We start from the raw sequence: 24102 nt of genomic DNA on the forward strand, positions 1-24102 counted from the left end.
AACCGTCGGCGGACGCAATCCGGACCGGCGCGCGGCAATCGCCCGCCCCTCATTGACAATCCCCCCTCCGACCCCACATCACTCGCCGCCAGACCGTCTCGCTCCCCGGAAGGATGTCCATGCCCGTCGTCGTCGTCGAGTCGCCCGCTAAGGCCAAGACAATCAACAAATATCTCGGCTCCGACTACACCGTTCTGGCGTCCTATGGTCACGTACGCGATCTGCCGCCCAAGGATGGATCGGTCGACACCGACAACGGATTCGACATGCTGTGGGAGGTGGCGTCGGACAGCAAAAAGCACGTCAAAGCCATCGCCGACGCTCTGGCCGAAGACGGCGAACTGATCCTCGCCACCGACCCCGACCGCGAAGGCGAGGCAATCAGTTGGCACCTTCAGGAGGCGCTGACAAAGCGCAAGTCGATCAAGAAAGACACGCCGGTCAGCCGCGTGGTCTTCAACGCAATCACCAAGTCCGCCGTCACCGAGGCGATGAAAAACCCCCGCCAGGTCGATATGGAGCTGGTCGAGGCCTATCTCGCCCGTCGCGCACTCGATTATCTGGTAGGCTTCAACCTCTCGCCCGTACTTTGGCGCAAACTGCCCGGCGCCAAATCGGCAGGCCGGGTCCAATCCGTCTGCCTGCGCCTCATCGTCGAGCGCGAGATGGAGATCGAGGTGTTCCGCCCGCAGGAATATTGGTCCGTCAAGGCGATCTTTGAAACTCCGCGCGGCCAGACCTTCGAGGCGCGGATGACGGTCCATGGCGGCAAGAAGCTCGACCGCTTCGATCTGGGTGACGAAACCGCTGCCGAACTCGCGGTCACCGCCGCCGCATCCCGCAGCTTTCACATCGCCAGCGTCGAAGCCAAACCCGGCACGCGCAATCCCGCCCCGCCCTTCATGACCTCGACCCTGCAACAGGAAGCCTCCCGCAAGTTCGGCATGGGCGCCAAGCAGGCAATGAGCACCGCGCAGCGGCTCTACGAGGCTGGACACATTACTTATATGCGGACCGACGGCATCGACATGGCGCCCGAGGCCGTCCATGCCGCCCGCGATGCGATCAAGGATAAATACGGCCCCAGCTATGTTCCGGACAGCCCCCGGATGTATAAGAACAAGGCCAAAAACGCGCAGGAAGCCCATGAATGCATCCGGCCCACCGATCTGGCCGCCGATACCGAAAGCCTGCGCATTTCGGAAGCCGACCAGCGCAAGCTCTATGATCTGATCTACAAACGCACCATCGCCAGCCAGATGAGCGCGGCTCGCCTCGAGCGCACCACGGCGGAGATCGAAAGCGAGGACAAGCAGGTCGTCTTCCGCGCCACAGGTCAGCGTATCGCATTCGACGGCTTTCTTAAGATTTACGTCGAAGGCCGCGACGACGCGCCAGAAGAGGATGACCGCATCCTGCCGCAGATCATGCAGGGAGAGGATGCCAAATTCGCGGCAGCGTCGGAGCTTTACGACGATTACCGCAAGACCGGCGCGGACAGCGAAGATGTAATCGACGATGCGCCCGCCGCGTCTGACCTGCAGAAGAACGGCCATGCGATCCTCGCGAGCAAGGCGATCCTAGGCCTTCAGCATCACACCCAGCCGCCCCCGCGCTATACAGAGGCGACGCTGGTCAAGAAGATGGAAGAGCTCGGCATCGGCCGCCCCTCCACCTATGCGTCGATCGTCACAACGATCCAGGATCGCGGCTATGTCATCAAGGACAAGAACCGCCTGATCCCCGAGGATAAGGGCCGCCTTGTTACCGCGTTTCTCTCCAACTATTTCAAGCGCTACGTCGAATACGACTTCACCGCATCGCTCGAGGAAGAGCTCGACGACGTCTCCGCCGGAGAGCGCGATTACAAGGACGTGCTCGACCGCTTCTGGCGTGATTTCTCCGCCGCCATCGCCGAGACGTCCGATCTGCGCATCACCGAGGTGCTGGAAAAGATCAACGAGGTGCTCGAGCCGCATCTCTTCCCGCCGACCCCCGACGGCACCGATCCGCGCCTCTGCCCCAATTGCGGCGAAGGCCGGCTGTCGATGCGCACCGCCCGCTCCGGCGGGGCTTTCATCGGCTGCTCGAACTATCCCAACTGCCGCTACACGCGTCCCTTTGGACCGCCCGATCCCGAGGCAGAGGCGTCTGCCATCCCGCCCGACGGCAAGCTGCTGGGCGAGGATCAGGGCGACGAGATCCGCATTTTCAAGGGCCGTTTCGGCCCCTATGTGCAGCGCGGCGAGGTGACCGAAGAGAACAAGAAACCCCCGCGCCAGTCGATCCCCAAGGAATGGGAGCCTGAAAGCGTCACGCTCGAACAAGGCGTTCGCCTTCTGTCGCTCCCGCGCCTTCTGGGCCCGCATCCCGAAGACGGGGTCGAGGTCTGGGCCAATATCGGCCGTTACGGTCCCTACATTAAACACGCCATAAGCACCTCCGAGCGGGGCGGCACGAACGCCAATCTCGACGAGATTGAGGAGGTCTGGACCGTCGGCATGAACCGCGCCGTGCAGCTTCTGGCCGAAAAGGTCGCGAGCCGCGGCAATCGCGGCAAGGCAGCCACCCCGATCCGCGAGTTGGGCGAACACCCCGAAGCAGGCGGGCCGGTCAATATTTTCGACGGCAAGTACGGCCCTTACGTGAAGTGGGAAAAGATCAACGCCACGATCCCCGACACGATTGAGCCTGCGGATCTGACGCTCGCTCAAGCGGTCGATCTGATCGACGAGCGTGCCGCCAAAACCGGCAAGAAGCGCAAGCCCGCCAAGAAGAAGGCCCCGGCAAAGCGCAAGGCTCCGGCAAAGAAGGCCGCGTCCGGCGACAGTTAGGCGTCACCACCGATTTCGCTTGATCCTACGTCACCCAACCCCGTATCGCTTATGCATTCCAGTGATCCGGGGATCCAATATGCATTTTTACACCCTTATTTCCGCCACGCTTCTGGCTGCCCTCTCGACCACCGCCGCCGTTGCTGACAGCTTGTCCAAGGATGGTGCCTCCTCGCTTATCAGCTCCGTCGGAGCCCGCGATGCAGGCAAATGGGCGTCGGTTCCGACCGATGGCGCTTCAATTTCCCTGCCTGTCCGGGGCACAGATCGCACCGACCGTGCGCTCGCCCTGATTGATGATACCAGCCTGCGCAGCCTGCTGCGCAATGCCAATGCATCGGTCATCGGCGAAGGCGACACCGACTACGTCGTCACTCTCGACGCGACCAATCTGACCCTGCCCGGCGCCGATCCGGATAGCCCTCTGCCCGCCTTGATCCGCGAGGTCGATCTCGCGGCGGACGTGACCCTCGCCGAACCCTGGAGCGGGACCAACGCACCGCAGATCGAGGCTCTGTCACTCACAGAAGCCAAGCTCGACTGGGGCGATCTGCAACTGGATGCGACCGGCTCCGCGACACTGAACGAGGCAGGCCTCGCCACAGGCAGCTTTGCCGTCAACGTCCCCGATTGGGAACGCGCGCTGGCCCTGATCCCGGCGAATTCGCCGATCAGCGCCGCCCGCGTCACGCCCGTTCTCGCCGCCCAGTCGGACGGCCCCGGCCTCAGCTTCGATGTCCGGCTGGACGACAACCGCGTCAGCATCATGGGCATCCCGATCACCACGCTGGCCCCCTTCACGCTCGACTAGGCCGCGTTGACACCAAGGCACCGCCCCGCCAAAACGGGACAACTCCAATCGATGCAGGCCCCGTCCCGATGCAGAAAATCTATTCCTCCGCCACGGACGCCCTCGACGGTCTTCTCACGGACGGAATGTTCATCGCGGCGGGCGGCTTCGGCCTGTGCGGCATCCCTGAGCTGCTGCTTCAGGCGATCAAGGAGGCGGGCACCAAGGATCTGACCTTCGCGTCCAACAATGCGGGAGTGGACGATTTCGGCATCGGGATCCTGCTGCAAACCCGGCAGGTCAAAAAGATGATCTCGTCCTATGTCGGCGAGAATGCCGAATTCATGCGCCAATATCTGTCCGGCGAGCTCGAGCTGGAATTCAACCCGCAAGGCACGCTCGCCGAACGGATGCGCGCAGGGGGCTGCGGCATCCCGGGCTTTTATACCAAGACCGGCGTCGGCACACAGATCGCGGAAGGCAAGGAACACAAGGACTTCGACGGGGAGACCTATATCCTTGAACGAGGCATCTTTGCTGATCTAGCTATCGTCAAGGCATGGAAAGCGGACGAGACAGGCAACCTGATCTTCCGCAAGACCGCCCGCAACTTCAATCCGCCCGCCGCGATGTGCGGCAAGGTCTGTGTCGCCGAGGTCGAGGAAATTGTTCCGACCGGCAGCCTCGATCCCGACCATATCCATCTACCCGGGATCTACGTGCACCGGCTGATCCAAGGCGAACACGAGAAACGGATCGAACAGCGGACTGTGCGAGAGGGGTAAGAGTATGCCAAACGAAGAGTTCCGGAAACGCCGCCACGAAACCGCCGAGCAATTCTACGGCTGGATCCTCGAAGCGAGAAAACTGGTCGACGAACATTTCCCGAGCGAGGGCAAGAGCATCCACAATCAGCTTGTCGTCGAAACCGCCAAGTCGCTTATGACCATGCACAAGATGACCGAGATGCAGCATTCGATCGACGGTCTGCGCAAGGAAATCATGGGCATAGAGGAGAGCTGACCAATGCCGTGGGACCGCAACCAGATGGCCGCCCGCGCAGGGCAGGAATTGCAGGACGGCTGGTATGTCAATCTGGGCATCGGCATCCCGACGCTGGTTTCCAACTACATTCCCGATGGCATCACGGTGACGCTTCAATCCGAGAACGGGATGCTCGGCATGGGTCCCTTCCCGACCGAGGAAGAGATTGACCCCGACCTAATCAATGCGGGCAAGCAGACAATCACCGAACTGCCGCACACCGCCTATTTCGACAGCGCGCAAAGCTTCGGAATGATCCGCGGCGGCAAGATTGCCATGGCCATTCTGGGCGCGATGGAAGTCGCCGAAAACGGAGACCTCGCCAACTGGATGATCCCCGGCAGATTGGTCAAGGGCATGGGCGGCGCGATGGATCTCGTCGCCGGTGTGGGCCGCGTCGTCGTCGTGATGGACCACACCAACAAGCACGGCGAGTCCAAGCTGCTCAAGGAATGCACCCTGCCCTTGACTGGCACCGGCGTCGTCGACCGGATCATCACCAACCTTGGCGTGCTCGACGTGGTCGAGGGCGGGCTCAAGATCGTGGAGACTGCCGATGGCGTGACCGAAGATGAACTGAGGGCCGCCACTCAAGCGACGATCGTGGCTTGATCCGGTGACCGACGATATCGTCAAGGAAGTCGAGGGCTCAAAGGGCCGCTATGTCATGAAGACGCCGGATGGCGAGGCAGAGCTGACGATCTCGATCCTGTCCCCCAAGCTGGTCATCGCCGATCACACGATGGTGCCCCAGGCGCTCGAAGGTCAGGGCCTCGCGCTCAAACTCGTCACCCACCTGATCGAGGATGCCCGCACCGAAGGTTTTCAGATCGTCCCGCTCTGCCCTTATGTGAACGCGCAGCGCCGCAAGCACCCGGATTGGGCCGACGTCTTCCAGACCTGATCCATCGCCTTCATTTCCTGCAAAACGCTTCCATACTGTTGCCTGATTTTCCGCCTAGAGGATCCGCCGTGACCTCCGTCACCCACCGGATCACGTCGTGGTCCATCAAATTTTCCGGCTTCGTCGTCTTCCCCGTCGCCGAATGCCAAGCTGCAAAGGCCGTCTGATGCGCTGGAAAACCGACACCTATACCGGCTGGGGCCGTGTCCACTCCGCGACCGGAGAGCTTGCCCGCCCCGAACGGCTCAGCCATCTGGCAGCCATTGCCGCCAGTGAACCCGCTCCCGCCATCGGGCGCTGTCGCAGCTACGGCGATGCCTGCCTCAACGACGAGGGACGCGCGGTCGATACCAGCCGTCTCGACCGTGTCCTCTCCTTCGATCCCGAAACCGGGTTGATGGAGGCCGAGGCAGGTCTGCGCCTCGGTGAGATCGCACGTCTTTATGCCCCCAAGGGCTGGCTACCCGCGGTCATGCCCGGCACCGGGTTCGCAACCGTCGGCGGGGCAATCGCCATGGACGTGCACGGCAAGAATCACCACCATGCCGGATCCTTCGGGCAGCATGTCACCGAAATCACACTCCTTCAGGGCGATAAGACCGTCACGGTCACCCCCAAGGACGAGGGGCTCTTCAAGGCCACGGTCGGGGGCCTTGGTCAAACGGGCATCATCGCTTCGGCCAAGCTTCAGCTTCAGCGCTGCAAGGGCGATCTGATGATGGTCACCGAACGCCGCGCCACGGACTGGGACGCGTTCATCGATCTGCTCGACAGATCCGAGGCGACCTACACCGTCGGCTGGATCGACGCGACCGCGACCGGTAAGGAACTCGGTCGCGGCATCCTCGAAGAGGGCGAAACCGGCGCAGGCCTCGTTCCAGCGCCCAAACGCTCCAAATCGGTGCCCTTCAACGCCCCGCAGGCGGCCCTCTCGGCCCCCGTGGTGCGAACCTTCAACACGCTCTACTATTCGCGCGTGCCAAAATCCGGCCGGACGACCGTCAAGCCGATCCAAGACTTCTTCTTCCCTCTGGACCGGATCCATGACTGGAACAAACTCTACGGCAAAACGGGATTTCACCAGTTTCAATGCGTCGTCCCGCTCGATCAGGCCCCGGCCCTGCGCGAGATGATGGCCCGCATCGCCAAAAGCGGTCTCGCCTCTCCGCTCGCGGTTCTCAAGCGGATGGGACCCGGGCGCGCCGGATATCTCAGCTTCCCGATGGAAGGCTATACGCTCGCGGTCGACTTCCCCAACCGGGGCCGCGCCGAAGCCCTGATCGCCGAGCTCGAGAAGATGACCAGTGACGCAGGCGGGCGCATCTATTTTGCAAAAGACGCTCTTTCGAGCGGGCTTTATGTCGACGAGATGTATCCCGACCTCCCCCTCTGGCAGGCCGAGGCCGCCAAAGCAGATCCCAATGGCGCGCTCAAAACCGATCTCGTGCGCCGCCTTAAACTGAGAGACGCGTCATGAGCGAAACCTGGATTATCCTTGGTGCGACGTCCTCAATCGCCCGCTGTCTTGCCCGCGATCTCGCGGGTGAAGGCGCATCTCTTATTCTTGCCGGACGCGACCGTGCCGATCTCGATGCGACAGCCGCCGACTGCCTTGCGCGCGGCGCAGGCGCGGCCACACCCATCGAATTCGACGTTCGCGACCCCGCAACCTTCGCCGCGATCCTCGATCTGACAAAGGACGCCCCCGGCCCCCTATGTGCCGCCGTCTTCACCGGCTCGATGCCGGATCAAGAGGATATCGACGCCGATCCATCTCTTATCGATGGTGTCATAACCGACAGTTTTACCGGTCCAGCTCGCTTTTTGCAGCAGCTTGCCCCTCTTCTTGGAGAAAAGGGGAGCGGCACGGTCCTCGGGATCGGATCCGTCGCCGGCGACCGCGGGCGACTTGGCAACTATGTCTATGGATCCGCGAAAGCGGGCTTCGCCACCTATCTCAGCGGTCTGCGCAACAGGCTTGGCCGCTCGGGCGTGCATGTGGTGACGGTCAAACCCGGCCCGGTCGACACCGCCATGACCTGGGGCCTAGATGGGCTCCCCTTCATGACCACCCCCGACAAAGCCGCAGCCCATATGCTCAAGGCGGCCCGCAAAGGCCGGAACGTCGTCTATACGGCCCCGATCTGGCGGATCATCATGATGGTGATCCGGTCCGTCCCCGAACCGATCTTCAAGAAGATGGAGATCTAGGGGCCAGCCCCTTAGCTGCCAGCCGTCGCGAACACGCAGCCATCGCTGGCCAGCTGAGGCGGCGTCAGGCAAAGCCCACGCGCCACGGACCAGGCGGCGATGACCTTCGGCACGTAATTTCGGGTTTCCGTATAGTTCGGAACGCCCCCGGCCCGCTTCACGGCGTTTTCGCCAGAGTTATAGGCCGCAAGGACGAGAATCGGATCGCCTCCGAATTCCTTCATCAGCCAATCCAGATAGGCGACACCGCCTTTGATGTTCTCCTTGGGATCGAGGCTGTTGCTCACCCCGAACCGCTCAGCGGTCGCTGGCATCAACTGCATCAATCCCTGGGCGCCCGCATGACTGGTGGCATCCGCCCGTCCCGCGCTTTCGGTCGCGATCACGGCCAAGACAAAGGCAGGAGAAACTTGCTTGCCCACCGTCTCGGACAGGATCGTGATACCATGCGCCTTTGCGATCGACTGCAAATGCTGCAGGCGCGGAGCACTCAGCGCCTGCCCGCCCGGGCTTGTTCTCAGGTGAGTGACGGCATCCTCTATCCGGAACGGGCCCCCTCCTTCGATTTCAGGAGAAATCGCCTCCCAGAACCAGCGCGCTGCCGATCCTTCCGGCGGTGTCGGCACCGCAGCCGCATCCGTGGAGGCCTTGGGGACACGCGGCTTCGGCGGGACTTGCACCGTAATCCGGCGCGTTGCCGATGCGCTTGGGGGGCCGACACGCTTGAAGGTAAAGTCCGGCTGAAGCCTATGACTATCGGCCGCCACACTCGAAGCGCCTACCCAAAGGACTGCCGCTCCGAAGGCGACGGATCGAAAAATGATTCTGCTCATGGTCCAGACTTCTCCGCCCGGTTCTTGTTATCGAGGAAGGATATCTCAGAAAACGGCGAGTCAGGCTACGAAGACTGGTCGAATTAAGGCAAAACCGCCCAATTCGACGTGTTTTTGCAACGCGACCGAACCCTCGAGCAAGATCTGGCCCGTAAATTCTCCTTCGTATTCAGACGCCTAAGTAAAATTTGAGATTATTCTGGGAAAAAGTATCCCTTCTTCTGAGTCACGCCAAAGTGTAGCCCGAATCCAAAGGGTATAACTCCTCATCCAAGACGGGGATCGGGCCACGAAAGAGGCCGGCCTGAGTTAGAACCGGCAAGGGTAGTAAAACTGAGCGATCATCCTTTGGAGGGACTACAATGCTTAACTTCATCAAAAATTTCCGCAACGACGAAGACGGCGCCGTGACTGTTGACTGGGTCGTGCTGACCGCACTCATCGTCGGCATCGCATTCGTGCTTCTCGCACAGATCCGCGGTGCAACCAACGCACTCGGCACGAGCATCTCGACCGAGATGGGCAAGATCACGGTCGGCAGCTAAGCCGTACCAAGAATTTCGCTGCAGCCCGGTTTTTTGGGCTGCAGCGCTCTACCTCGAAGAGTGTAGACTAGGTCACACAAAAATCAGCGAATAGAACGATTGCCGCCCACTGGGTGACGCAATCCTTTTGTCATTTATGCCCATCAAATGTGATGCGCAGAATGTGCATGCAGATCAGACCAGAACGGTTTCACAGATCCCTTCTATCTGGAGAATGATATGCTTTCTATTCTGAACATGTTCCGCAAAGACGAAGATGGCGCCGTGACCGTTGACTGGGTCGTCCTCACCGCACTCATCGTCGGTATTGCGTTTGTACTGCTGACGCAGATCCAGGGCGCAACCAATGCATTGGGCACTAGCATCTCAACCGAGATGGGCAACATAACCGTTGGTGCCGGCGGCTAGTTAGTTTCGCTCATATAGACAGATTGTTCGCGGTTCGCTGCACAATTTCCAAACAAGACCCATCAAAACCCCAGCCTAAGCAAATTTGCGCCATATTTGGACAGCAAATGAAGGCTGGGGTACAAGCGGATTGCTGCCGCTGAGCAGGAGTGACCAAATGACGACGATGCTAAGCCGTTTCAAGGCCGACGAAGCTGGTGCTGTAACTGTAGACTGGGTCATTTTGACTGCATTGATCGTCGGCATGGCTATTCCGGTCCTAACTCTTGTCGGTGACGCAACGGGAACCAAAAAGAAAGAGATTGCTGACTTTATAAGTAGCGTCACAGTCAGATAACCGGACTTGCGGCTTGGCCCTCGGACAGCATATCTTCCGCTGAAAATCTAGAGGGATACTCTCATGAGAGCCGTTTTTGGACTAGTTTTGCTGCTTGGGCTCGGCTTGGCCGGCTTTGCTGTCTATACAGCTCAAGGATATATAGAGCAGGACGAAGCTCGCTCCGCCCAGCTCGAGGCGCAGTTAGCAAGCATAACTCCGACAGTCGAAGTCGTTGCTGCAGCCACCCCACTCGAATTTGGCGATCAGGTGACTCAAGAGTCCCTTCAGATCATCCGATACCCCGAGACGAACCTTCCAGAGGGTGTGTTCCGGACGGTCGAAGAGGTCTTCAATGAAGGCCCGGGGACGTCTCGCTATGTCTTGCGACCGATGGAAATTAACGAGCCGGTCATGCTTGTCAAAGTCACCGACCCAGGCGTCGTTCCCGGAATATCTCAAGCTCTCAGCCCCGGCATGAATGCTGTAGCGCTGCCTGTGGACGCCTCCCGCGGTGTCTCGGGTTTTTTGCGGCCCGAGAGTAACGTCAACGTCTACTGGACCGGACAGGCCTCCGGCCGGGCGGACGAATTCACACGCCTCATCGAGAGCAACATGCGCGTGATCGCGGTCGATCAGATCACCGATCCGAACTTCTCCGGGAATCGTGTGGCGTCGACTGTCACGGTCGAAGCCACGCCTCAGCAAGTCGCCCGTTTGAGTCAGGCCCTTAATACAGGGCGCATCTCTCTTTCCCTTGTCGGTCGGGGTGATGTCGCTGTCGACGAACAGATCGAGGTGAACACCCGCGAGGTTCTTGGGATCGAAGACGAGGTTGTCGTCCAAGAAGAACAAGAAGAAGTCTGCACCGTTAGAACCCGTCAAGGAACGCAGGTTGTGGAGACTGTCGTGGAATGTAACGACTGACCTTTAATCCCCTCTCACAACACCTTTAAAGGCCGCTTCCCCTCCCGGGCAGCGGCCTTCGTTTTGGCAACTGTTGCGAGATATCCACATCAAGTTTGACCACTACCCCTTTGATTCTTGATTTATTTTTCGCCCCGGCGCACTGTCACTACAGGCAGGCATGAGACCTGCACTTCGGGCGTGATCATAGAGGCAGGTCACATGAAATATGACAAATTCCTAAAAGCGGCCCTTATCGGGCTAACTCTCGCGGCTCCGGTCGTGGGTACTTCGGTTTCGGCCGAAACTCTCCGTGTTATGCGCGGCACTTCCTCAAGCTCACTCAACGTACCGGTCAACCGGGCGGTGGTGGTCGAGAGCGACGTTCCGTTCACGGAGCTCAGCATTGCCAATCCCGGCATTGCAGACATCTCCACGCTCTCCGATCGGACGATCTATGTCCTCGGCAAGGAGCCTGGGCGGACAACCCTCACCCTTCTTGGGGCGGATGGTCGTCTGATCACCAATGTGGAAGTCCACGTCACCGCGGATCTCGCAGAATTCAAAGAACGCCTGTCGCAGATCCTCCCCGGTGAAAAAATCGAGGTTCGCGCCGCGAATGACGGGATCGTCCTGTCGGGAACGGTATCGAGCACGGCCAAGCTGGATCGCGCAGTCGATCTTGCCAACCGCTATGCGCCTGAGCGCGTCTCCAACCTCATGGTTGTCGGCGGCACTCAGCAGGTCATGCTGAAAGTGCGCTTCGCAGAAATGCAGCGCAGTGTCAGTAAGGGTCTAAACGGTGGCGTCATCGTTGGAGATACCGGAGACCCACGGCAGTTCGGTGCTGGTGGACTGGGCGGTCTCGTGGTTCGCAACCCGGACGATCAAGGCATCGGGACCCTCGGAGCCGTATTTGGCCTCACGGACGCCGCGGTAGGTGGCCTTTCGGGTGGCTTCACAGTCGGTGATGTTGCATTCAATGTCTTGTTGGAGGCTCTCGAAAGCAAGGGGATGGTTCGCACACTTGCCGAGCCAAACCTGACAGCGCTCAGCGGACAGGAAGCCAGCTTCCTTGCTGGTGGGGAATATCCTGTTCCTGTCGCTCAAGAGGACGGAGTGATTACCGTCGAATTCAAACCCTTCGGTGTTGAACTTGCCTTCGTCCCGGTTGTTGTGGACGGAGATCGTATCAATCTTGAACTCAAAGCTGCGGTGAGCTCTATCGATACCACACAGAGCTTTTCGTTCGGCGATGGTTTCGAGATCGATGCCTTTCGGAGACGAGAGACCTCAACCACAGTCGAAATGAGGGATGGAGAAAGCTTCGCTATCGCAGGTCTTCTTCAAGATGACTTCCGTGACAGCGTATCTCAGGTTCCGTTCCTTGGTGACATTCCGGTTCTCGGCTCCCTCTTCCGGAGCACAGCTTACGAGAGGGATCAGTCGGAACTGGTCATCATAGTCACGCCGCACTTGGTCACTCCGACCCGCGGCGAGGCCTTGGCCCTTCCGACGGACCGGATGCGGATCCCGACCGAAAGCCAGCTCTTCCTGAACGGACGGGTCGGTGTCGACGCAAGCGAGCTGCCCGCGGGTGCAGCAGGAGAGGTAGCGCAGCAGGACTTTAGCGGGTCCTACGGCTACGTGATGGACTGATAGCAGGAAAGCGAGGGACAATCCCATGAAACACCTTCTCGCAACGGTAGCACTGCTGGCAGTCACAGCCTGTGCTCAAACCGCTGGCACCAATTCCTTTAATCAGGAGGCAGGTGCGGTCGCAGACACCGGAAGTTTCGGCAATGCGACAATGAACAACATGCTCGTCATGTCGGGACAGCGGGACTTCTCAATTGCACTGGCGCGGCGCTTCGCTGCGGAAGTGCCCACGATGGTGAACTTTGCGTTCGACTCGACCGTCCTGGACGCGGAAGCCCGGCGGGTCCTGATGGAGCAGGCGAACTTCATTCGCCAGTTCCCGGAAGTCCGGTTCAAGGTTTACGGCCACACCGATCTGGTTGGCTCTAACGCCTATAACCGCAGACTTGGTCTTCGCCGCGCCCAAACGGTTGTGGCATTCCTGACCAGTCAAGGCATCAGTCGCTCTCGTCTCGAGGCTGTCGTCTCACTTGGCGAAACCCAGCCTTTGGTTGTAACCGAGGGCCGGGAAGAGCGGAACCGCCGCACTGTGACCGAGGTTTCCGGTTTCGTGCAACGGCATCCCGGTGTTCTGAATGGCAAATATGCCCAGGTTATCTTCCGCGAATATGTGGATAGCGCCCAGCGCCCATCCACTGTCGGCGCCGAACTCGGCGATATCACCGACGGCTAGATTGCTGTTAACCTGAACGCGACAATTTGACGGCCTCCGCATCGCGGGGGCCGTCAACGGTTTGGGGGATATCGGCCGGTTGTCGCCGCATTCCGCACAATTGGAGCTTTTTGGTCTAATTCTCGCCAAGTTTCGCTGCGAGTAAGACTCAATGTTACACGTATGCCCGGCGTCGTTCCGGGTTTGGGCTATGGCCGGGGGGCGCCCACGGAACGAGCGGACATCGCGGTCTGCACGTATTCCTCCGCCATAAAGTCCGGGAATGAGGACGTTTATCGATGACGAGCAGCGCTGCCCTGCAATCCGAATCGCAACCGATCGTCGCCTGCACGATCAGTCGGGATGTTCAGCTCTTCGATCTGCTCATCGAAGACATGGAAGCAGAACTGGGCGAGGCCTGGGGCGATCTGACCTTCGATGATGCACTTACCTTTTTCGAACAGCCCGACGCCGACCAGCTCCAGTTCGTCGCGATCGCGGTAAACGATCAGGACGAGGAACATCTCGACTACGTTGGCGAAATCATCACCGGCGCCAAGGAGCGCGGGATCAAGGTTATCGTCATCGCAGATGACATCACGCCTGCCGCGCTTCATCGTCTCCTGCGGATGGGGGGCGACGAATTCATACCCTACCCCCTTCCAGAAGCGGAACTGGCGAAGGCGATCGAGCGGGTGAATCGCCCGGATCCGGTCGCGCCCGTCTCCGCAGATGGCGCCCCTGTGATCAAGGCAACTGGTGACAAGGACGGCAAGGTGCTTGCGGTTCACGGCATGGCAGGCGGCACCGGAGCCACGACAGCCGCGGTCAATCTCGCTTGGGAGCTGGCGACAGTTGCCTCCAAAAAGCCGCCCACCGTTTGCCTGATGGATCTCGATTTTCAGTATGGAAGTGTCGCGACCTATCTCGACCTCCCCCGGAGGGAGGCGATCTTCGAGCTGCTTCAGGATACCGAAGGCATGGACAGCGACTCCTTCGTCCAGGCTCTTCAGCCCTATCAGGATATCCTGCAAGTATTCACCGCCCCGTCCGAGATGCTCCCTTACGACATCGTGGAGCCTGCAGATATCGAGCGGCTGGTCGAAATGGCCCGCACCAATTTCGACTATGTCGTAATCGACATGCCCTCGAGCATCGTCCCCTGGACCGAGATTGTGCTGAACGCCAGCCAGATCTACTTCGCAACGCTCGAACTTGAGATGAGGTCGGCGCAGAACACCCAGCGGCTCAAGCGCCTCATGCAGGCCGAAGAGCTACCGGTCGAAAAATTCCGCTTCCTGCTCAATCGCGCACCGAAATTCACCGATCTGAACGGCAAAAGCCGGATCAAGCGCCTCGCGGAATCGCTGGGGATCGCTATCGAAGTCCAGCTTCCCGATGGCGGCCGCGCGATCGTGGAAGCCAACGATCATGGCGCTCCTCTCGGAGAAAGCGCCGCTAAGAACCCGCTTCGGAAAGAGTTCTCGAAGCTTGCTCAATCTGTTCACGAGCTCAACAAAGCCGCTGCAGCAGCCGGTTAAGGGAAAGCAAAATGTTCTCACGTTACAAGAATCAAGACGCCTCCAAATCCGCAAAACCGGCCGCGCCAAGCAACGTCACCAAAATGCCGGCGGCCGAGAAGAAGCCGTTGGTCAAACCTGGCAAGCCCGCATCAGCGGCGCCCATGGACAAAGAGAAGAAGCGCAAGGAACGCCTGGGCGAGATCAAGCTCGAGCTTCACAAGGCGCTTCTCGACAACCTGAACCTGTCCGCTCTGGAAAACGCCTCCGAACAGGAACTGCGCCAGGAAATCATCTCGATTTCCTCCGAAAGCCTCGAAGAGATGGGCGTCGTGCTCAACCGCGAGGATCGCACGATCCTGACGCAGGAGCTGTTCCACGAGGTCAAAGGCCTCGGTCCGCTCGAGACGCTCCTACAGGACGACAGCGTTAACGATATTCTCGTGAACGGCCCGCAGCAGATCTTTGTCGAACGTGACGGCAAGCTGATGCTCAGCGATGTGACGTTTAAGGATGAAAAACACCTTCTGCGGATCATCGACAAGATCGTCTCCGCCGTGGGTCGCCGGGTCGATGAATCCAACCCCTATGTCGACGCCCGTCTGGCAGACGGCTCGCGTTTCAACGCGATGGTGCCGCCAATCGCCGTGGACGGATCGCTCGTCTCCATTCGTAAGTTCAAGAAAGACAAGCTGTCGATCGACGAGCTGGTCAAGTTCGGCGCCTTCACCGAAGAAATGGCCGCTTACCTGCAAGCCGCGGTATCGACCCGCCTTAACATCATCGTTTCGGGCGGTACGGGTTCCGGTAAAACGACATCGCTCAACGCGCTTTCGTCCTTCATCGACGACGCCGAACGCATCCTGACGATCGAGGATACGGCGGAACTTCAGCTCCAGCAAACCCATGTTGGACGGATGGAAAGCCGCCCGGCCAACGTCGAAGGCAAGGGCCGCGTCTCGCAGCGCGACTGTCTTAAAAACGCGCTTCGTATGCGTCCCGACCGTATCATCGTCGGGGAAACGCGGGGCGAGGAAGTCATCGACATGCTTCAGGCCATGAACACCGGCCACGACGGCTCGATGACGACGATCCACGCCAACTCTGCTCGTGACGCTGTCTCCCGTCTTGAAAACATGGTTGCGATGGCCGGTCTCGAGATGCCGATCAAGGCGATCCGCTCGCAGGTCGCATCCGCTGTGAACCTCATCGTGCAGGTCTCGCGTCTTCAGGATGGCTCGCGCCGCATGGTGTCGATCACTGAACTGACCGGCATGGAAGGCGACGTCATTTCGATGCAGGAAGTCTTCCGCTATCAGCGCGTGGGCCTGACGCCCGATAACAAGATCATCGGGCACTTCACGGCAACCGGTGTCCGGTCGAACTTCTCGGACCGCTTCAAGATGTGGGGCTTCGATCTGCCTGCATCGATCTTCGAACCCATGGTCGCGGAGTAAACTGGTATGGAAATCTCAACTCAGCCGATCATTTATGCGCTGATCTTCGTCGCCGTTCTGGTTGTCGTCGAAGGCCTCTATCTGGTGGTTTTCGGCAAATCGATTAGCCTCAACAACCGGGTCAACCGCCGTCTCGACATGCTCGAGAAGGGCGGCAGCCGCGAACAAGTGCTCGAACAACTCCGCAAGGAGATGGGCCAGCACATGTCCTCGGCCAATATCCCGCTCTATTCGATGCTGGCCGAAAAGGCGCGCAAGGGAAACATCGCCTTCACGCCGATGCAGCTCATCATGATCATGGGTCTGCTCAGCGTCGTGGCTTATGTCGGTATGTCTTTCGGCACCAGCGCCGCACCTATCGTTCGTATCTTCCTGGCAGCCGCCTTCGGGATCGGCGGCGTCTTCATCTGGGTCAGCAACAAGGCCAAAAAGCGGATGGGCATGATCGAGGAACAGCTTCCCGATGCCGTCGAACTGATGGTCCGCTCGCTTCGCGTGGGTCACCCCTTCTCCTCCGCCGTCGCCATCGTGGCCAAGGAAGTCCCCGATCCGCTCGGCTCTGAGATGGGCATCATTTCGGACGAAAGCGCCTATGGCCGCGACGTGTCCGAAAGCCTCAAGGATCTGGCAGAGCGCATGGACATGCAGGATCTTCGCTTTCTCGCGGTCGCCGTGACGATCCAGCAGCAGGCCGGTGGTAACCTTGCCGAGATTCTCGACGGCCTCGCCAAGGTGATCCGGTCGCGCTTCAAGCTGTTCCGCAAGGTCAAGGCCATCACGGCCGAAGCGCGCTGGTCCGGCGTCTTCCTGTCGCTCTTTCCGATCGTGGCGCTCATCACGATCAACGTGCTCAAGCCCGATTACTACACGGACGTGAAAGACACCCCCGTCTTCATTCCTGCCTGTCTCGTTGTCGCAGCATTCCTGACCGTGAACATCTTCGTGATGCGCACGCTCACGAACATCAAGGTCTGAGGATCATACGATGGAAGCCTTCACAACTCTCCTGACCGAGCAACTCGGCCCCTTTGGACCGCTGCTGGTCATCGGCATCCTCGGCCTGTTCCTCATCCTGTTGACAGCGCCGGTTCTTCTTAAAAAGCAGAAAGACCCACTCGACCGTCTGCGAGCTGGCAATACCGTCGTCACGAAAGGCGACAAGAAGGCCTCCCTGCGCTTTGGCGGAGGAAAAGGGGATCGTCTTGATCGCTACAAGAACTTCCTTGAGCCCAAGGACGAAGAAGAGCTTTCCGCGATCCGCCTCAAACTTATTCAGGCGGGTTATCGCGGCAAGACCGCCGTCCAGACCTTCTACTTCGCGCAATTCGCGCTCGGTCTGATCTTCCTTGTCATCGGCGTGATCTACGCGATCCTGCAAAGCACCAACGGTGAGCCCAGCACGACGACGATCCTTCTTTCCGTGTTGATCCCCGCCGGCATCGGGTATTTCCTGCCTAAATACTGGATTACGAAGCGCCTTCAGACCCGTCAGGAGCAGATCCAGAACGGCTTTCCCGACAGCCTCGACATGATGCTCGTCTGCGTCGAAGCGGGCCAATCGCTCGACCAGGCCATCATCCGCGTCTCGAAAGAGATCCGCGCGGGCTTCCCGGATCTGGCCGACGAATACGAGATGGTCGCCAACGAAATCAAAGCGGGTAAGGACAAGACCGCCGTTCTGCGCGACATGTCCGAACGCGCAGGCGTGGCCGACGTCGCAAGCTTCGTTACCGTTCTCATCCAGTCGCAGCAGTTCGGTACATCCATCGCCGAAGCGCTCCGCGTCTATGCCGCCGAAATGCGGGATAAGCGCGTTATGCGCGCTGAGGAGAAAGCGAACACCTTGCCGACGAAGATGACCCTTGCCACAATGGTACTGACGGTTCCGCCGCTCCTTATCATCCTCGTTGGTCCATCGGTTTACAGTATTGTCACGCTCCTGTCGGAAAACTCGTTCTGAGACTGCATCCGCAGACGTGATGCGTCCGATTTCAAACGTCGTACTAAAGACGCTCTCCGTCATGGCCATTCTCCTGCTCGCTGCTTGCGAGCAGGAGAATTTCGCTCCGACAGGCGACCGGGTTTTCGCGCCGGGTCTCGCCGGCGAAGCAGATGTCGACGGTCTTACGATCGGCCATCGTCTCATGGCCGCGGGCCAGTACGAGCTTGCCCTGAAATCCTATCAAAGGGCCGCTGCAACTCAAGGGCTGACAGCCGACACCCTCTCGGCGATCGCCTCCGCAAATCTCGAGCTTGGCCGTCTCAATCAGGCAGAGCGCTTGATGCGGCAGGCCGTGTCCATGGACCCGACTTTCGCTGCCGCTTGGAACAACCTCGGTGTGATCCTTATGGAACGCGGGAACGTGACCGAAGCGCGCCAGGTTTTCCGTCGCGCCTTTGCAACGGATAACGGCCAAAGCGAGGAGATCCGGGACAACCTGAAACTCGCTATCGCAAAATCAGAAGATCCGGGTTACAATCCAACCACAGATAATAATACCAAATTGGTGAGGCGGGGCACAGGCGACTACCTGATCCTGCAAACACCATGACAAGGCCCGAGCAGTAAAAGGACGCACAACATGCGCCACTCCATTATCTTTACCTTGTCCCTGACAGGGATCGTTGGTCTGTCCGCATGCGATCGCAGCGGCGAGGCTGAAGTCAACCGCGCCCTCCGCGACATCAACGTCATCGACGAGACCAATCTCAACGACGTCATGCTGAACTCGGCAGACCCGAACGAGGCGGTAGGCTATTTTGCGAAGGCCTTCGCTGCGAACCCCGAGCGGATCGACCTGGCCCGTGGTCTGGGCACGTCGCTTGTCAAGGCTGGCGATCCGGCCCGGGCTGCCATCGCCTGGAAACAGGTGACGACAATGGAAGGCTCCGAGCATGAGGATCACGTCGAACTCGCCGACGCGCTGATCCGCACAGGAGAATGGGATCAGGCCGAAGCGACGCTTGCGTCCATTCCGCCCACCCACGAGACCTTCAAGCGGTACCGCCTCGAGGCGATGGTCGCCGATAGCCGTCAGAAATGGGACAAGGCCGACAGCTTTTACGAGATTGCTGCGGGTCTGACCAACCAGCCCGCAGGCGTCTTGAACAACTGGGGCTATTCCAAGCTGACGCGTGGCGATGCCAAAAGCGCCGAGAGCCTTTTCACACAAGCGCTCCGCAACAAGCCGGATATGTTCACAGCAAAGAACAATCTCGTTCTGTCCCGCGCGGCACAGCGCAAATACGATCTGCCGGTTATCAAGATGACCCAGACCGAACGGGCGCAGTTGCTCCATACGATCGCACTTGCGGCGATCAAGCAGGGAGATGTCGCAACCGGTCGCGGTCTTTTGACCGATGCCATCGAAACGCATCCTCAGCACTTCGAAGCGGCCTCGCGAAGCCTCGCAGCCCTCGAAGCGAACGTTCAGAACTGACCTCGGCCAGATGGCTCTGACTTCTGTCGAAGCTCTCTGGTTCCTTCCGTTTGTCCTTCCGGTCTGTCTCTATATCACTTGGACCGACCTCTCGAGAATGAAGATCCCGAACAAGGCCAATATCGCCTTGTTCGGGATCTTCGTGATCATTGGCCCTCTTGCCCTTCCGACCGAGGCCTATCTCTGGCGGTTCGCTCATGCCGCCATTGTCTTGGCCATCGGCTTCACGGCCAACATGGCCGGAGTCATGGGAGGGGGAGATGCAAAATTTCTGGCCGCCGCAGCGCCCTTCATCGCCTATGACGATCTCGGCATCGTTCTCGTCCTGCTCAGCGTCGCCATGCTTGCGGCAGTGGCAGCCCACCGCCTTGCACGTCATACACCGCTCAAAACCTTGGCGCCTGACTGGAAGAGCTGGGACAAGAACCGAAGGTTCCCCATGGGCTTTCCCTTCGGCTGGTCGCTTTGCCTCTATCTTGCGCTGGGCGTGCTCTACGGCGCGTCGTAAAGCACGTAAAGCTCCGTCCTGCGCAGCTCGCGAAGCGGCTCTTCGCCTTCGCGAGCTGCCTCTATGTTCTCAAGCGTTTTGGTCCGAACGTCCGAATAGATCACGCAAAGGGGAACCAGCAGGTAGTCGGCACTCTCCCAACCGGGAAGTCCGCTGTAATACCAAGGGGACCCCCCCTCCAGTCGCTCGAAATCACCGTAAAGCCAGATCGACGAAAAGAGATCGGCAAAGAAGATACGCGAGGCGCCAAACCCGGCCTCTGTCAAATCCTCTGCGATCTCTTCCATGTAGATCGGGATCCCGTTGTCAACGGTGCAGAACGGCAGCGTCTCGCCCTGAAAGACCGTCGGATCGTCCCGCTCTTCGGGATCGGCGCGAGAGGCCAAAGGCATCCCTTCGGTATCCAAGGCGATCTTCGCATCTGCCCGAAGCGTCCGGACCCGGATCAACTGAAGATCGGCATGTACGTTATCTTCAAGAAACAAAGGCTCGTATTCGTCCGGGTCCTGGTTTGCCATCGTCACCGGCGAGTAGGCCATATTCAAATAGGACGGCAGACCAAAGGCGAGCACGACGGCGATAAGGATATGGCTCGCCTGCCGCATGTCCCACCCAAAGCCGTTGGTCATACCTGGTTCGGGCCGCAGCGCGATCAGCATCACGGCCAGAAGAAGAAGCCATTGTGGGTCATTCCCGAAATTCTGATAGGTCACGTAGATAAAGGCCGGAAGCAGGACCAGCAAAAGCAGCCCTTCGCGCTGCCGCCCCGACTGGCGCAAGAAGATCACGGCAACAACTGCCGCCAGCCAGGCGCCCCGGTATTCCGGATCGGTCACGATGCCCAATAGTGGCAGCCCCGGCTCCGATCGCAGATCCGACTGCGAAACCTCGAGCAAGTCACCGAGATACGCAAACCAATAGTCCGCCCCGAGCCAAAGCGTCAGCCCCGCCGCGATCACAAGACCAGTGCCCAGCGCCGCCGCAAGAGACCTCCAGGCGGAGCGCAGAACCAAGGCCAACAAAACAACCGGCGCAAATGCTGCAAAATAGGTAACCTTTATCATCACAAGACCGGTCATCAGGGCTCCGATCAGCACCCCATCAAACAGATCAGAACGACGACGCGATTCGAAGACGGACAGCATGATCACGAGAAACGAGAGCGCCCAGCACCACCGATTGTAGTGCATGGAAATCGACAGCCCTGTCTCGACCTTGCCGTGGATCACCGCGAGGCACAGGACCGGGATCAAGGCCCCGAACAGAAGTCCATTCACAAAGTTCAAACGGCTGACCGCAACCCACCATGCGATCGGCGTCAGCAAAAGCGCCGCACCAGCTTGTGACCAAAGGATCGACCGGCCTAGCCCCATGCCGCCTTCCACGAAAGAGGCGAATGGCGCAAAGGCCAGACCGCCGATCGGCGTCATGAAATCGAGATGCGGAACCTCTCCGGCAGCCATCCGAAACACGATTTCAGAAACATGCAGCGTATCGCCTTCGTGATGCGTCAGATAAAACGCGCCCTGCCACAGCGCGAATCCGCCGAGAACAAAACCGATCAGCGTGAGAAAAAGGCCGAGTTTCGTGGATTGTGCCCGGTTCATCTTGGGTTTGCCTTATTCATGTTTCTTTTTTGCCGTCTCTATACGGTCTGAGTCGGTGATGCGTTACCTGAGTGGTGTTTTTGTTGTTTGAAAGGCACCTGCGCGGTAGTTTCGCCACAAATCTGGATCCAAAGCTCGAGTGATTTCATGAACGTTCAGGCCCATCCGACCGAAGCGACCGGCGTCACAAAGCCGCCTGCTCCGAAATCGCTGTCCCAAATGCGTCTGCCGCAGGTGATGATGCGGGACATCCTGCTCAAGACGATGTTCCGTATGAACCTCGATCTGGTGACCGATCTCGCCCGTGTCATCTGCCTGCCGATCCCTGTGACGCAGGAGCTCGTCGATCTCGCCCGCGGCCAGAACCTGCTCGAGGCGACCGGTACGCTGAACGCCAATAGCGGCAACGAAATGGGCTATCAGCTCACCGATCTGGGCAAAGCCCGCGCGATGGATGCCCTGGCCCAGTCCGAATATTTTGGCCCGATGCCTGTTCCGCTCGAGGTGTATGCCGAGCAAGTCAAGCGCCAGTCGATCCGCGATATTACCATCAACCGCGACCAGCTGACCGCTGCAATGGGCCACCTTATCATCCCGGACGAGCTGCTCGATCATCTCGGCCCCGCAGTCGGCGCCGGGCGCTCGATCCTGATGTATGGCCCGCCCGGCAACGGTAAATCCTCGATCTCAAACGGCATCCGCGATGCGCTCGGTGACAAGATCTATGTCCCCCGCGCCATTGAATATTCCGGTCAGGTCATCACCGTCTACGACCCGATCGTGCATTCCGCCGCCGAAGAGATGCTCGATGATCCCAACGCGCTGCGCCGCACCTCCGACCGGTTCGACACGCGCTACGTCAAATGCGAGCGTCCGACCGTCATCACCGGCGGTGAGCTGTCGCTCTCCATGCTCGATCTCGTCTATAACCCGACCGCGCGGACCTATCAGGCCCCGCTTCAGCTCAAGGCGACTGGCGGCATCTTCATCGTCGACGACCTTGGCCGCCAGGAAGAACCGCCCCAGGCCCTCGTTAACCGCTGGATTGTCCCGCTCGAGGAAAACAAGGATATCCTCGCTCTGCAATCGGGTGAAAAGTTCGAGGTGCCGTTCGACACGCTCGTGATCTTCTCCACCAACTTCCACCCCAACGAGATCTTCGATAAGGCGGCGCTGCGCCGGATCTTCTTCAAGATCAAGATCGACGGCCCCAATCAAGAAGACTTCCTCAAGATCTTCGCGATGGTCGCCCGCAAGCGGAAGATGCCGCTGGACGAGAAGGCGCTCGTGCACCTGCTCAAGGTGAAATACCCCGAGATCGACAACGTCTACGCCAACTACCAGCCGATCTTCCTCATCGATCAGATGCGTTCGATCTGTGAATTCGAAGGCATCCCCTATCAGATGTCGCCCGAGCTGATCGACCGCGCCTGGGCCAACATGTTCGTCCGCGAGGAACATATCGAACATTGAGCAGTGACCCCGCGCCCGCGACGAGTGGCACGTTCGGCGGGCGCGGGGTGGTTTCTGTCGGCGTGGCAGGCTGCGGACGCATGGGTCTTCCTATGTTGCGAGCTCTTCAAAGGGCCGGGTTTCAAGCGAATGGCTTCGATATCCGCCTCGATGCCCCCGCTGATATCGAAACGAACTCGGCTACCTTCGCCGCTGACTTGACCATCCTTCTGACGGTCGTCCGAGATGACGCGCAGACCGACGCTCTCCTGTTCGACACCCAATGCCTGATCGAGCACGCGCCGAACCTGACGCATCTGATCGTCTGCTCCACCCTTTCGCCGCGCTATATCGCTGACTTGCGCAACCGCCTGCCTGCCCGTGTCCATCTGATCGACGCCCCCATGTCCGGCGCGCAGATCGCAGCGGAGGAGGCGCGCCTTTCCTTCATCATCGGCGGCGACCCGGACCAGATCGATGCGCTGATGCCGCTCTTCATGGCCATGGGCGCGCACCAGCACTATATGGGCCCGCTCGGCGCAGGCATGCAGGCCAAGGTGTTCAACAACCTGCTCGCAGCCGCCTCGACCGCCATGACCCGGCAGGTTTTGGGTTGGGCCGATGCGGCGGGGCTGGACGAGGCGCGCTTTCTGGATCTCGTCAACACTTCGTCCGGCCGCAACTGGCTGACGCTTGGCTTCAACGAGATCGAGTTCGCCCGCGACGGATGGGCCGAGGATAACTCCATCGGGATCCTGACAAAGGATGTCGATGCCGCGCTTGACGCCCTCCCCGATACAGCCGACACCGCACTCGCCGAAGAGATCCGTCGCGTGATACGAACCCTCCATCCCCATCCGTCTGGCCCTAGAACCCCTTAAATCATTAACCTTAACAGCGATTAATCTTAACGCCCCGCCGCGGACCCAGCCTGTCTTTGCCTTTCTAAATATCCCCGCCGGAGGCTGAGGGCCGGGGCCGCTCGACCAGAGCGGCCTCGGCCTGAACGGGCAAAG

General features: G+C 59.6%; 25 protein-coding genes. 23 read left to right on the plus strand and 2 right to left on the minus strand.

The window, feature by feature from the left end; all coding sequences use genetic code 11:
* Positions 1-119 precede the first annotated feature (119 nt).
* The 8 genes from topA to AAD018_RS16030 all read left to right on the plus strand — a co-directional run bounded on the left by topA (position 120) and on the right by AAD018_RS16030 (position 7783).
* On the plus strand, positions 120-2834 hold the full coding sequence (gene topA / locus AAD018_RS15995) for a type I DNA topoisomerase (RefSeq protein WP_367315844.1): 2715 nt from the start codon (positions 120-122) through the stop codon (positions 2832-2834).
* 79 nt (positions 2835-2913) lie between these two features.
* The gene (locus AAD018_RS16000) at positions 2914-3645 is read left to right on the plus strand and encodes a DUF2125 domain-containing protein (protein ID WP_367315843.1); all 732 of its coding nucleotides are present in this window, start codon (positions 2914-2916) and stop codon (positions 3643-3645) included.
* 68 nt (positions 3646-3713) lie between these two features.
* Entirely contained in the window at positions 3714-4409 is a 696-nt protein-coding gene (locus AAD018_RS16005) for a CoA transferase subunit A (RefSeq protein WP_367315842.1), read from the plus strand.
* 4 nt (positions 4410-4413) lie between these two features.
* Positions 4414-4647, plus strand: coding sequence for a hypothetical protein (locus AAD018_RS16010; RefSeq protein WP_367315841.1), 234 nt, complete (start codon positions 4414-4416; stop codon positions 4645-4647).
* Between the two features lie 3 nt (positions 4648-4650).
* Entirely contained in the window at positions 4651-5280 is a 630-nt protein-coding gene (locus AAD018_RS16015; RefSeq protein ID WP_367315840.1) for a 3-oxoacid CoA-transferase subunit B, read from the plus strand.
* A 4-nt stretch (positions 5281-5284) separates the two neighbouring features.
* Complete coding sequence (locus tag AAD018_RS16020) at positions 5285-5572, plus strand: GNAT family N-acetyltransferase (protein WP_367315839.1); 288 nt, start codon at positions 5285-5287, stop codon at positions 5570-5572.
* Between the two features lie 166 nt (positions 5573-5738).
* Positions 5739-7049 carry an FAD-binding oxidoreductase gene (locus tag AAD018_RS16025; protein WP_367315838.1) on the plus strand — a complete coding sequence of 437 codons (1311 nt, stop codon included), beginning with the start codon at positions 5739-5741 and terminating at the stop codon, positions 7047-7049.
* On the plus strand, positions 7046-7783 hold the full coding sequence (locus AAD018_RS16030; protein ID WP_367315837.1) for an SDR family NAD(P)-dependent oxidoreductase: 738 nt from the start codon (positions 7046-7048) through the stop codon (positions 7781-7783). The genes AAD018_RS16025 and AAD018_RS16030 overlap by 4 nt, the downstream gene beginning before the upstream one ends.
* Positions 7784-7794: 11 nt before the next feature.
* Here the strand turns inward: AAD018_RS16030 and AAD018_RS16035 are convergent, their stop codons facing one another.
* Complete coding sequence (locus AAD018_RS16035; RefSeq protein ID WP_367315836.1) at positions 7795-8616, minus strand: lytic transglycosylase domain-containing protein; 822 nt, start codon at positions 8614-8616, stop codon at positions 7795-7797.
* A gap of 362 nt (positions 8617-8978) precedes the next feature.
* Between AAD018_RS16035 and AAD018_RS16040 the strand changes: the two genes are divergently transcribed.
* The 13 genes from AAD018_RS16040 (at position 8979) to AAD018_RS16100 (ending at position 20027) form a co-directional block, all read left to right on the plus strand.
* Positions 8979-9161 carry a Flp family type IVb pilin gene (locus AAD018_RS16040; protein WP_367315835.1) on the plus strand — a complete coding sequence of 61 codons (183 nt, stop codon included), beginning with the start codon at positions 8979-8981 and terminating at the stop codon, positions 9159-9161.
* 219 nt (positions 9162-9380) lie between these two features.
* Positions 9381-9569, plus strand: coding sequence for a Flp family type IVb pilin (locus tag AAD018_RS16045; protein WP_367315834.1), 189 nt, complete (start codon positions 9381-9383; stop codon positions 9567-9569).
* Positions 9570-9726: 157 nt separating this feature from the next.
* Positions 9727-9906 (plus strand): Flp family type IVb pilin, encoded by a 180-nt coding sequence (locus AAD018_RS16050; RefSeq protein ID WP_367315833.1) that lies wholly within the window; start codon positions 9727-9729, stop codon positions 9904-9906.
* 63 nt (positions 9907-9969) lie between these two features.
* Positions 9970-10812 (plus strand): Flp pilus assembly protein CpaB, encoded by an 843-nt coding sequence (gene cpaB, locus AAD018_RS16055; RefSeq protein ID WP_367315832.1) that lies wholly within the window; start codon positions 9970-9972, stop codon positions 10810-10812.
* 201 nt (positions 10813-11013) lie between these two features.
* The gene (locus AAD018_RS16060) at positions 11014-12450 is read left to right on the plus strand and encodes a type II and III secretion system protein family protein (RefSeq protein ID WP_367315831.1); all 1437 of its coding nucleotides are present in this window, start codon (positions 11014-11016) and stop codon (positions 12448-12450) included.
* 25 nt (positions 12451-12475) lie between these two features.
* Positions 12476-13123 carry an OmpA family protein gene (locus AAD018_RS16065; protein ID WP_367315830.1) on the plus strand — a complete coding sequence of 216 codons (648 nt, stop codon included), beginning with the start codon at positions 12476-12478 and terminating at the stop codon, positions 13121-13123.
* Positions 13124-13401: 278 nt separating this feature from the next.
* On the plus strand, positions 13402-14643 hold the full coding sequence (locus AAD018_RS16070) for an AAA family ATPase (RefSeq protein ID WP_367315829.1): 1242 nt from the start codon (positions 13402-13404) through the stop codon (positions 14641-14643).
* An 11-nt stretch (positions 14644-14654) separates the two neighbouring features.
* Complete coding sequence (locus AAD018_RS16075) at positions 14655-16079, plus strand: CpaF family protein (protein WP_367315828.1); 1425 nt, start codon at positions 14655-14657, stop codon at positions 16077-16079.
* Between the two features lie 6 nt (positions 16080-16085).
* The gene (locus AAD018_RS16080) at positions 16086-17054 is read left to right on the plus strand and encodes a type II secretion system F family protein (protein ID WP_367315827.1); all 969 of its coding nucleotides are present in this window, start codon (positions 16086-16088) and stop codon (positions 17052-17054) included.
* Positions 17055-17064: 10 nt separating this feature from the next.
* A complete protein-coding gene (locus AAD018_RS16085; protein ID WP_367315826.1) occupies positions 17065-18039 on the plus strand; it encodes a type II secretion system F family protein in 975 nt (324 codons plus the stop codon).
* 19 nt (positions 18040-18058) lie between these two features.
* The gene (locus tag AAD018_RS16090; protein WP_412005301.1) at positions 18059-18631 is read left to right on the plus strand and encodes a tetratricopeptide repeat protein; all 573 of its coding nucleotides are present in this window, start codon (positions 18059-18061) and stop codon (positions 18629-18631) included.
* A gap of 30 nt (positions 18632-18661) precedes the next feature.
* Complete coding sequence (locus AAD018_RS16095) at positions 18662-19519, plus strand: tetratricopeptide repeat protein (RefSeq protein WP_367315824.1); 858 nt, start codon at positions 18662-18664, stop codon at positions 19517-19519.
* 10 nt (positions 19520-19529) lie between these two features.
* Positions 19530-20027 (plus strand): A24 family peptidase, encoded by a 498-nt coding sequence (locus AAD018_RS16100; RefSeq protein ID WP_367315823.1) that lies wholly within the window; start codon positions 19530-19532, stop codon positions 20025-20027.
* On the opposite strand, the gene AAD018_RS16105 is transcribed toward AAD018_RS16100, so the two are convergent.
* Complete coding sequence (locus AAD018_RS16105; protein ID WP_367315822.1) at positions 20012-21634, minus strand: glycosyltransferase family 87 protein; 1623 nt, start codon at positions 21632-21634, stop codon at positions 20012-20014. The two genes, AAD018_RS16100 and AAD018_RS16105, sit on opposite strands and share 16 nt — an antisense overlap.
* Before the next feature lie 147 nt (positions 21635-21781).
* Between AAD018_RS16105 and AAD018_RS16110 the strand changes: the two genes are divergently transcribed.
* Together AAD018_RS16110 and AAD018_RS16115 are read left to right on the plus strand one after the other, a co-directional pair.
* On the plus strand, positions 21782-23107 hold the full coding sequence (locus AAD018_RS16110) for a P-loop NTPase family protein (RefSeq protein ID WP_367315821.1): 1326 nt from the start codon (positions 21782-21784) through the stop codon (positions 23105-23107).
* Complete coding sequence (locus AAD018_RS16115; RefSeq protein WP_367315820.1) at positions 23104-23967, plus strand: NAD(P)-dependent oxidoreductase; 864 nt, start codon at positions 23104-23106, stop codon at positions 23965-23967. The genes AAD018_RS16110 and AAD018_RS16115 overlap by 4 nt, the downstream gene beginning before the upstream one ends.
* The last annotated feature ends 135 nt before the right edge of the window (positions 23968-24102 follow it).

The organism is Aestuariibius insulae, assembly GCF_040783535.2.
GTDB lineage: Bacteria > Pseudomonadota > Alphaproteobacteria > Rhodobacterales > Rhodobacteraceae > Aestuariibius > Aestuariibius insulae.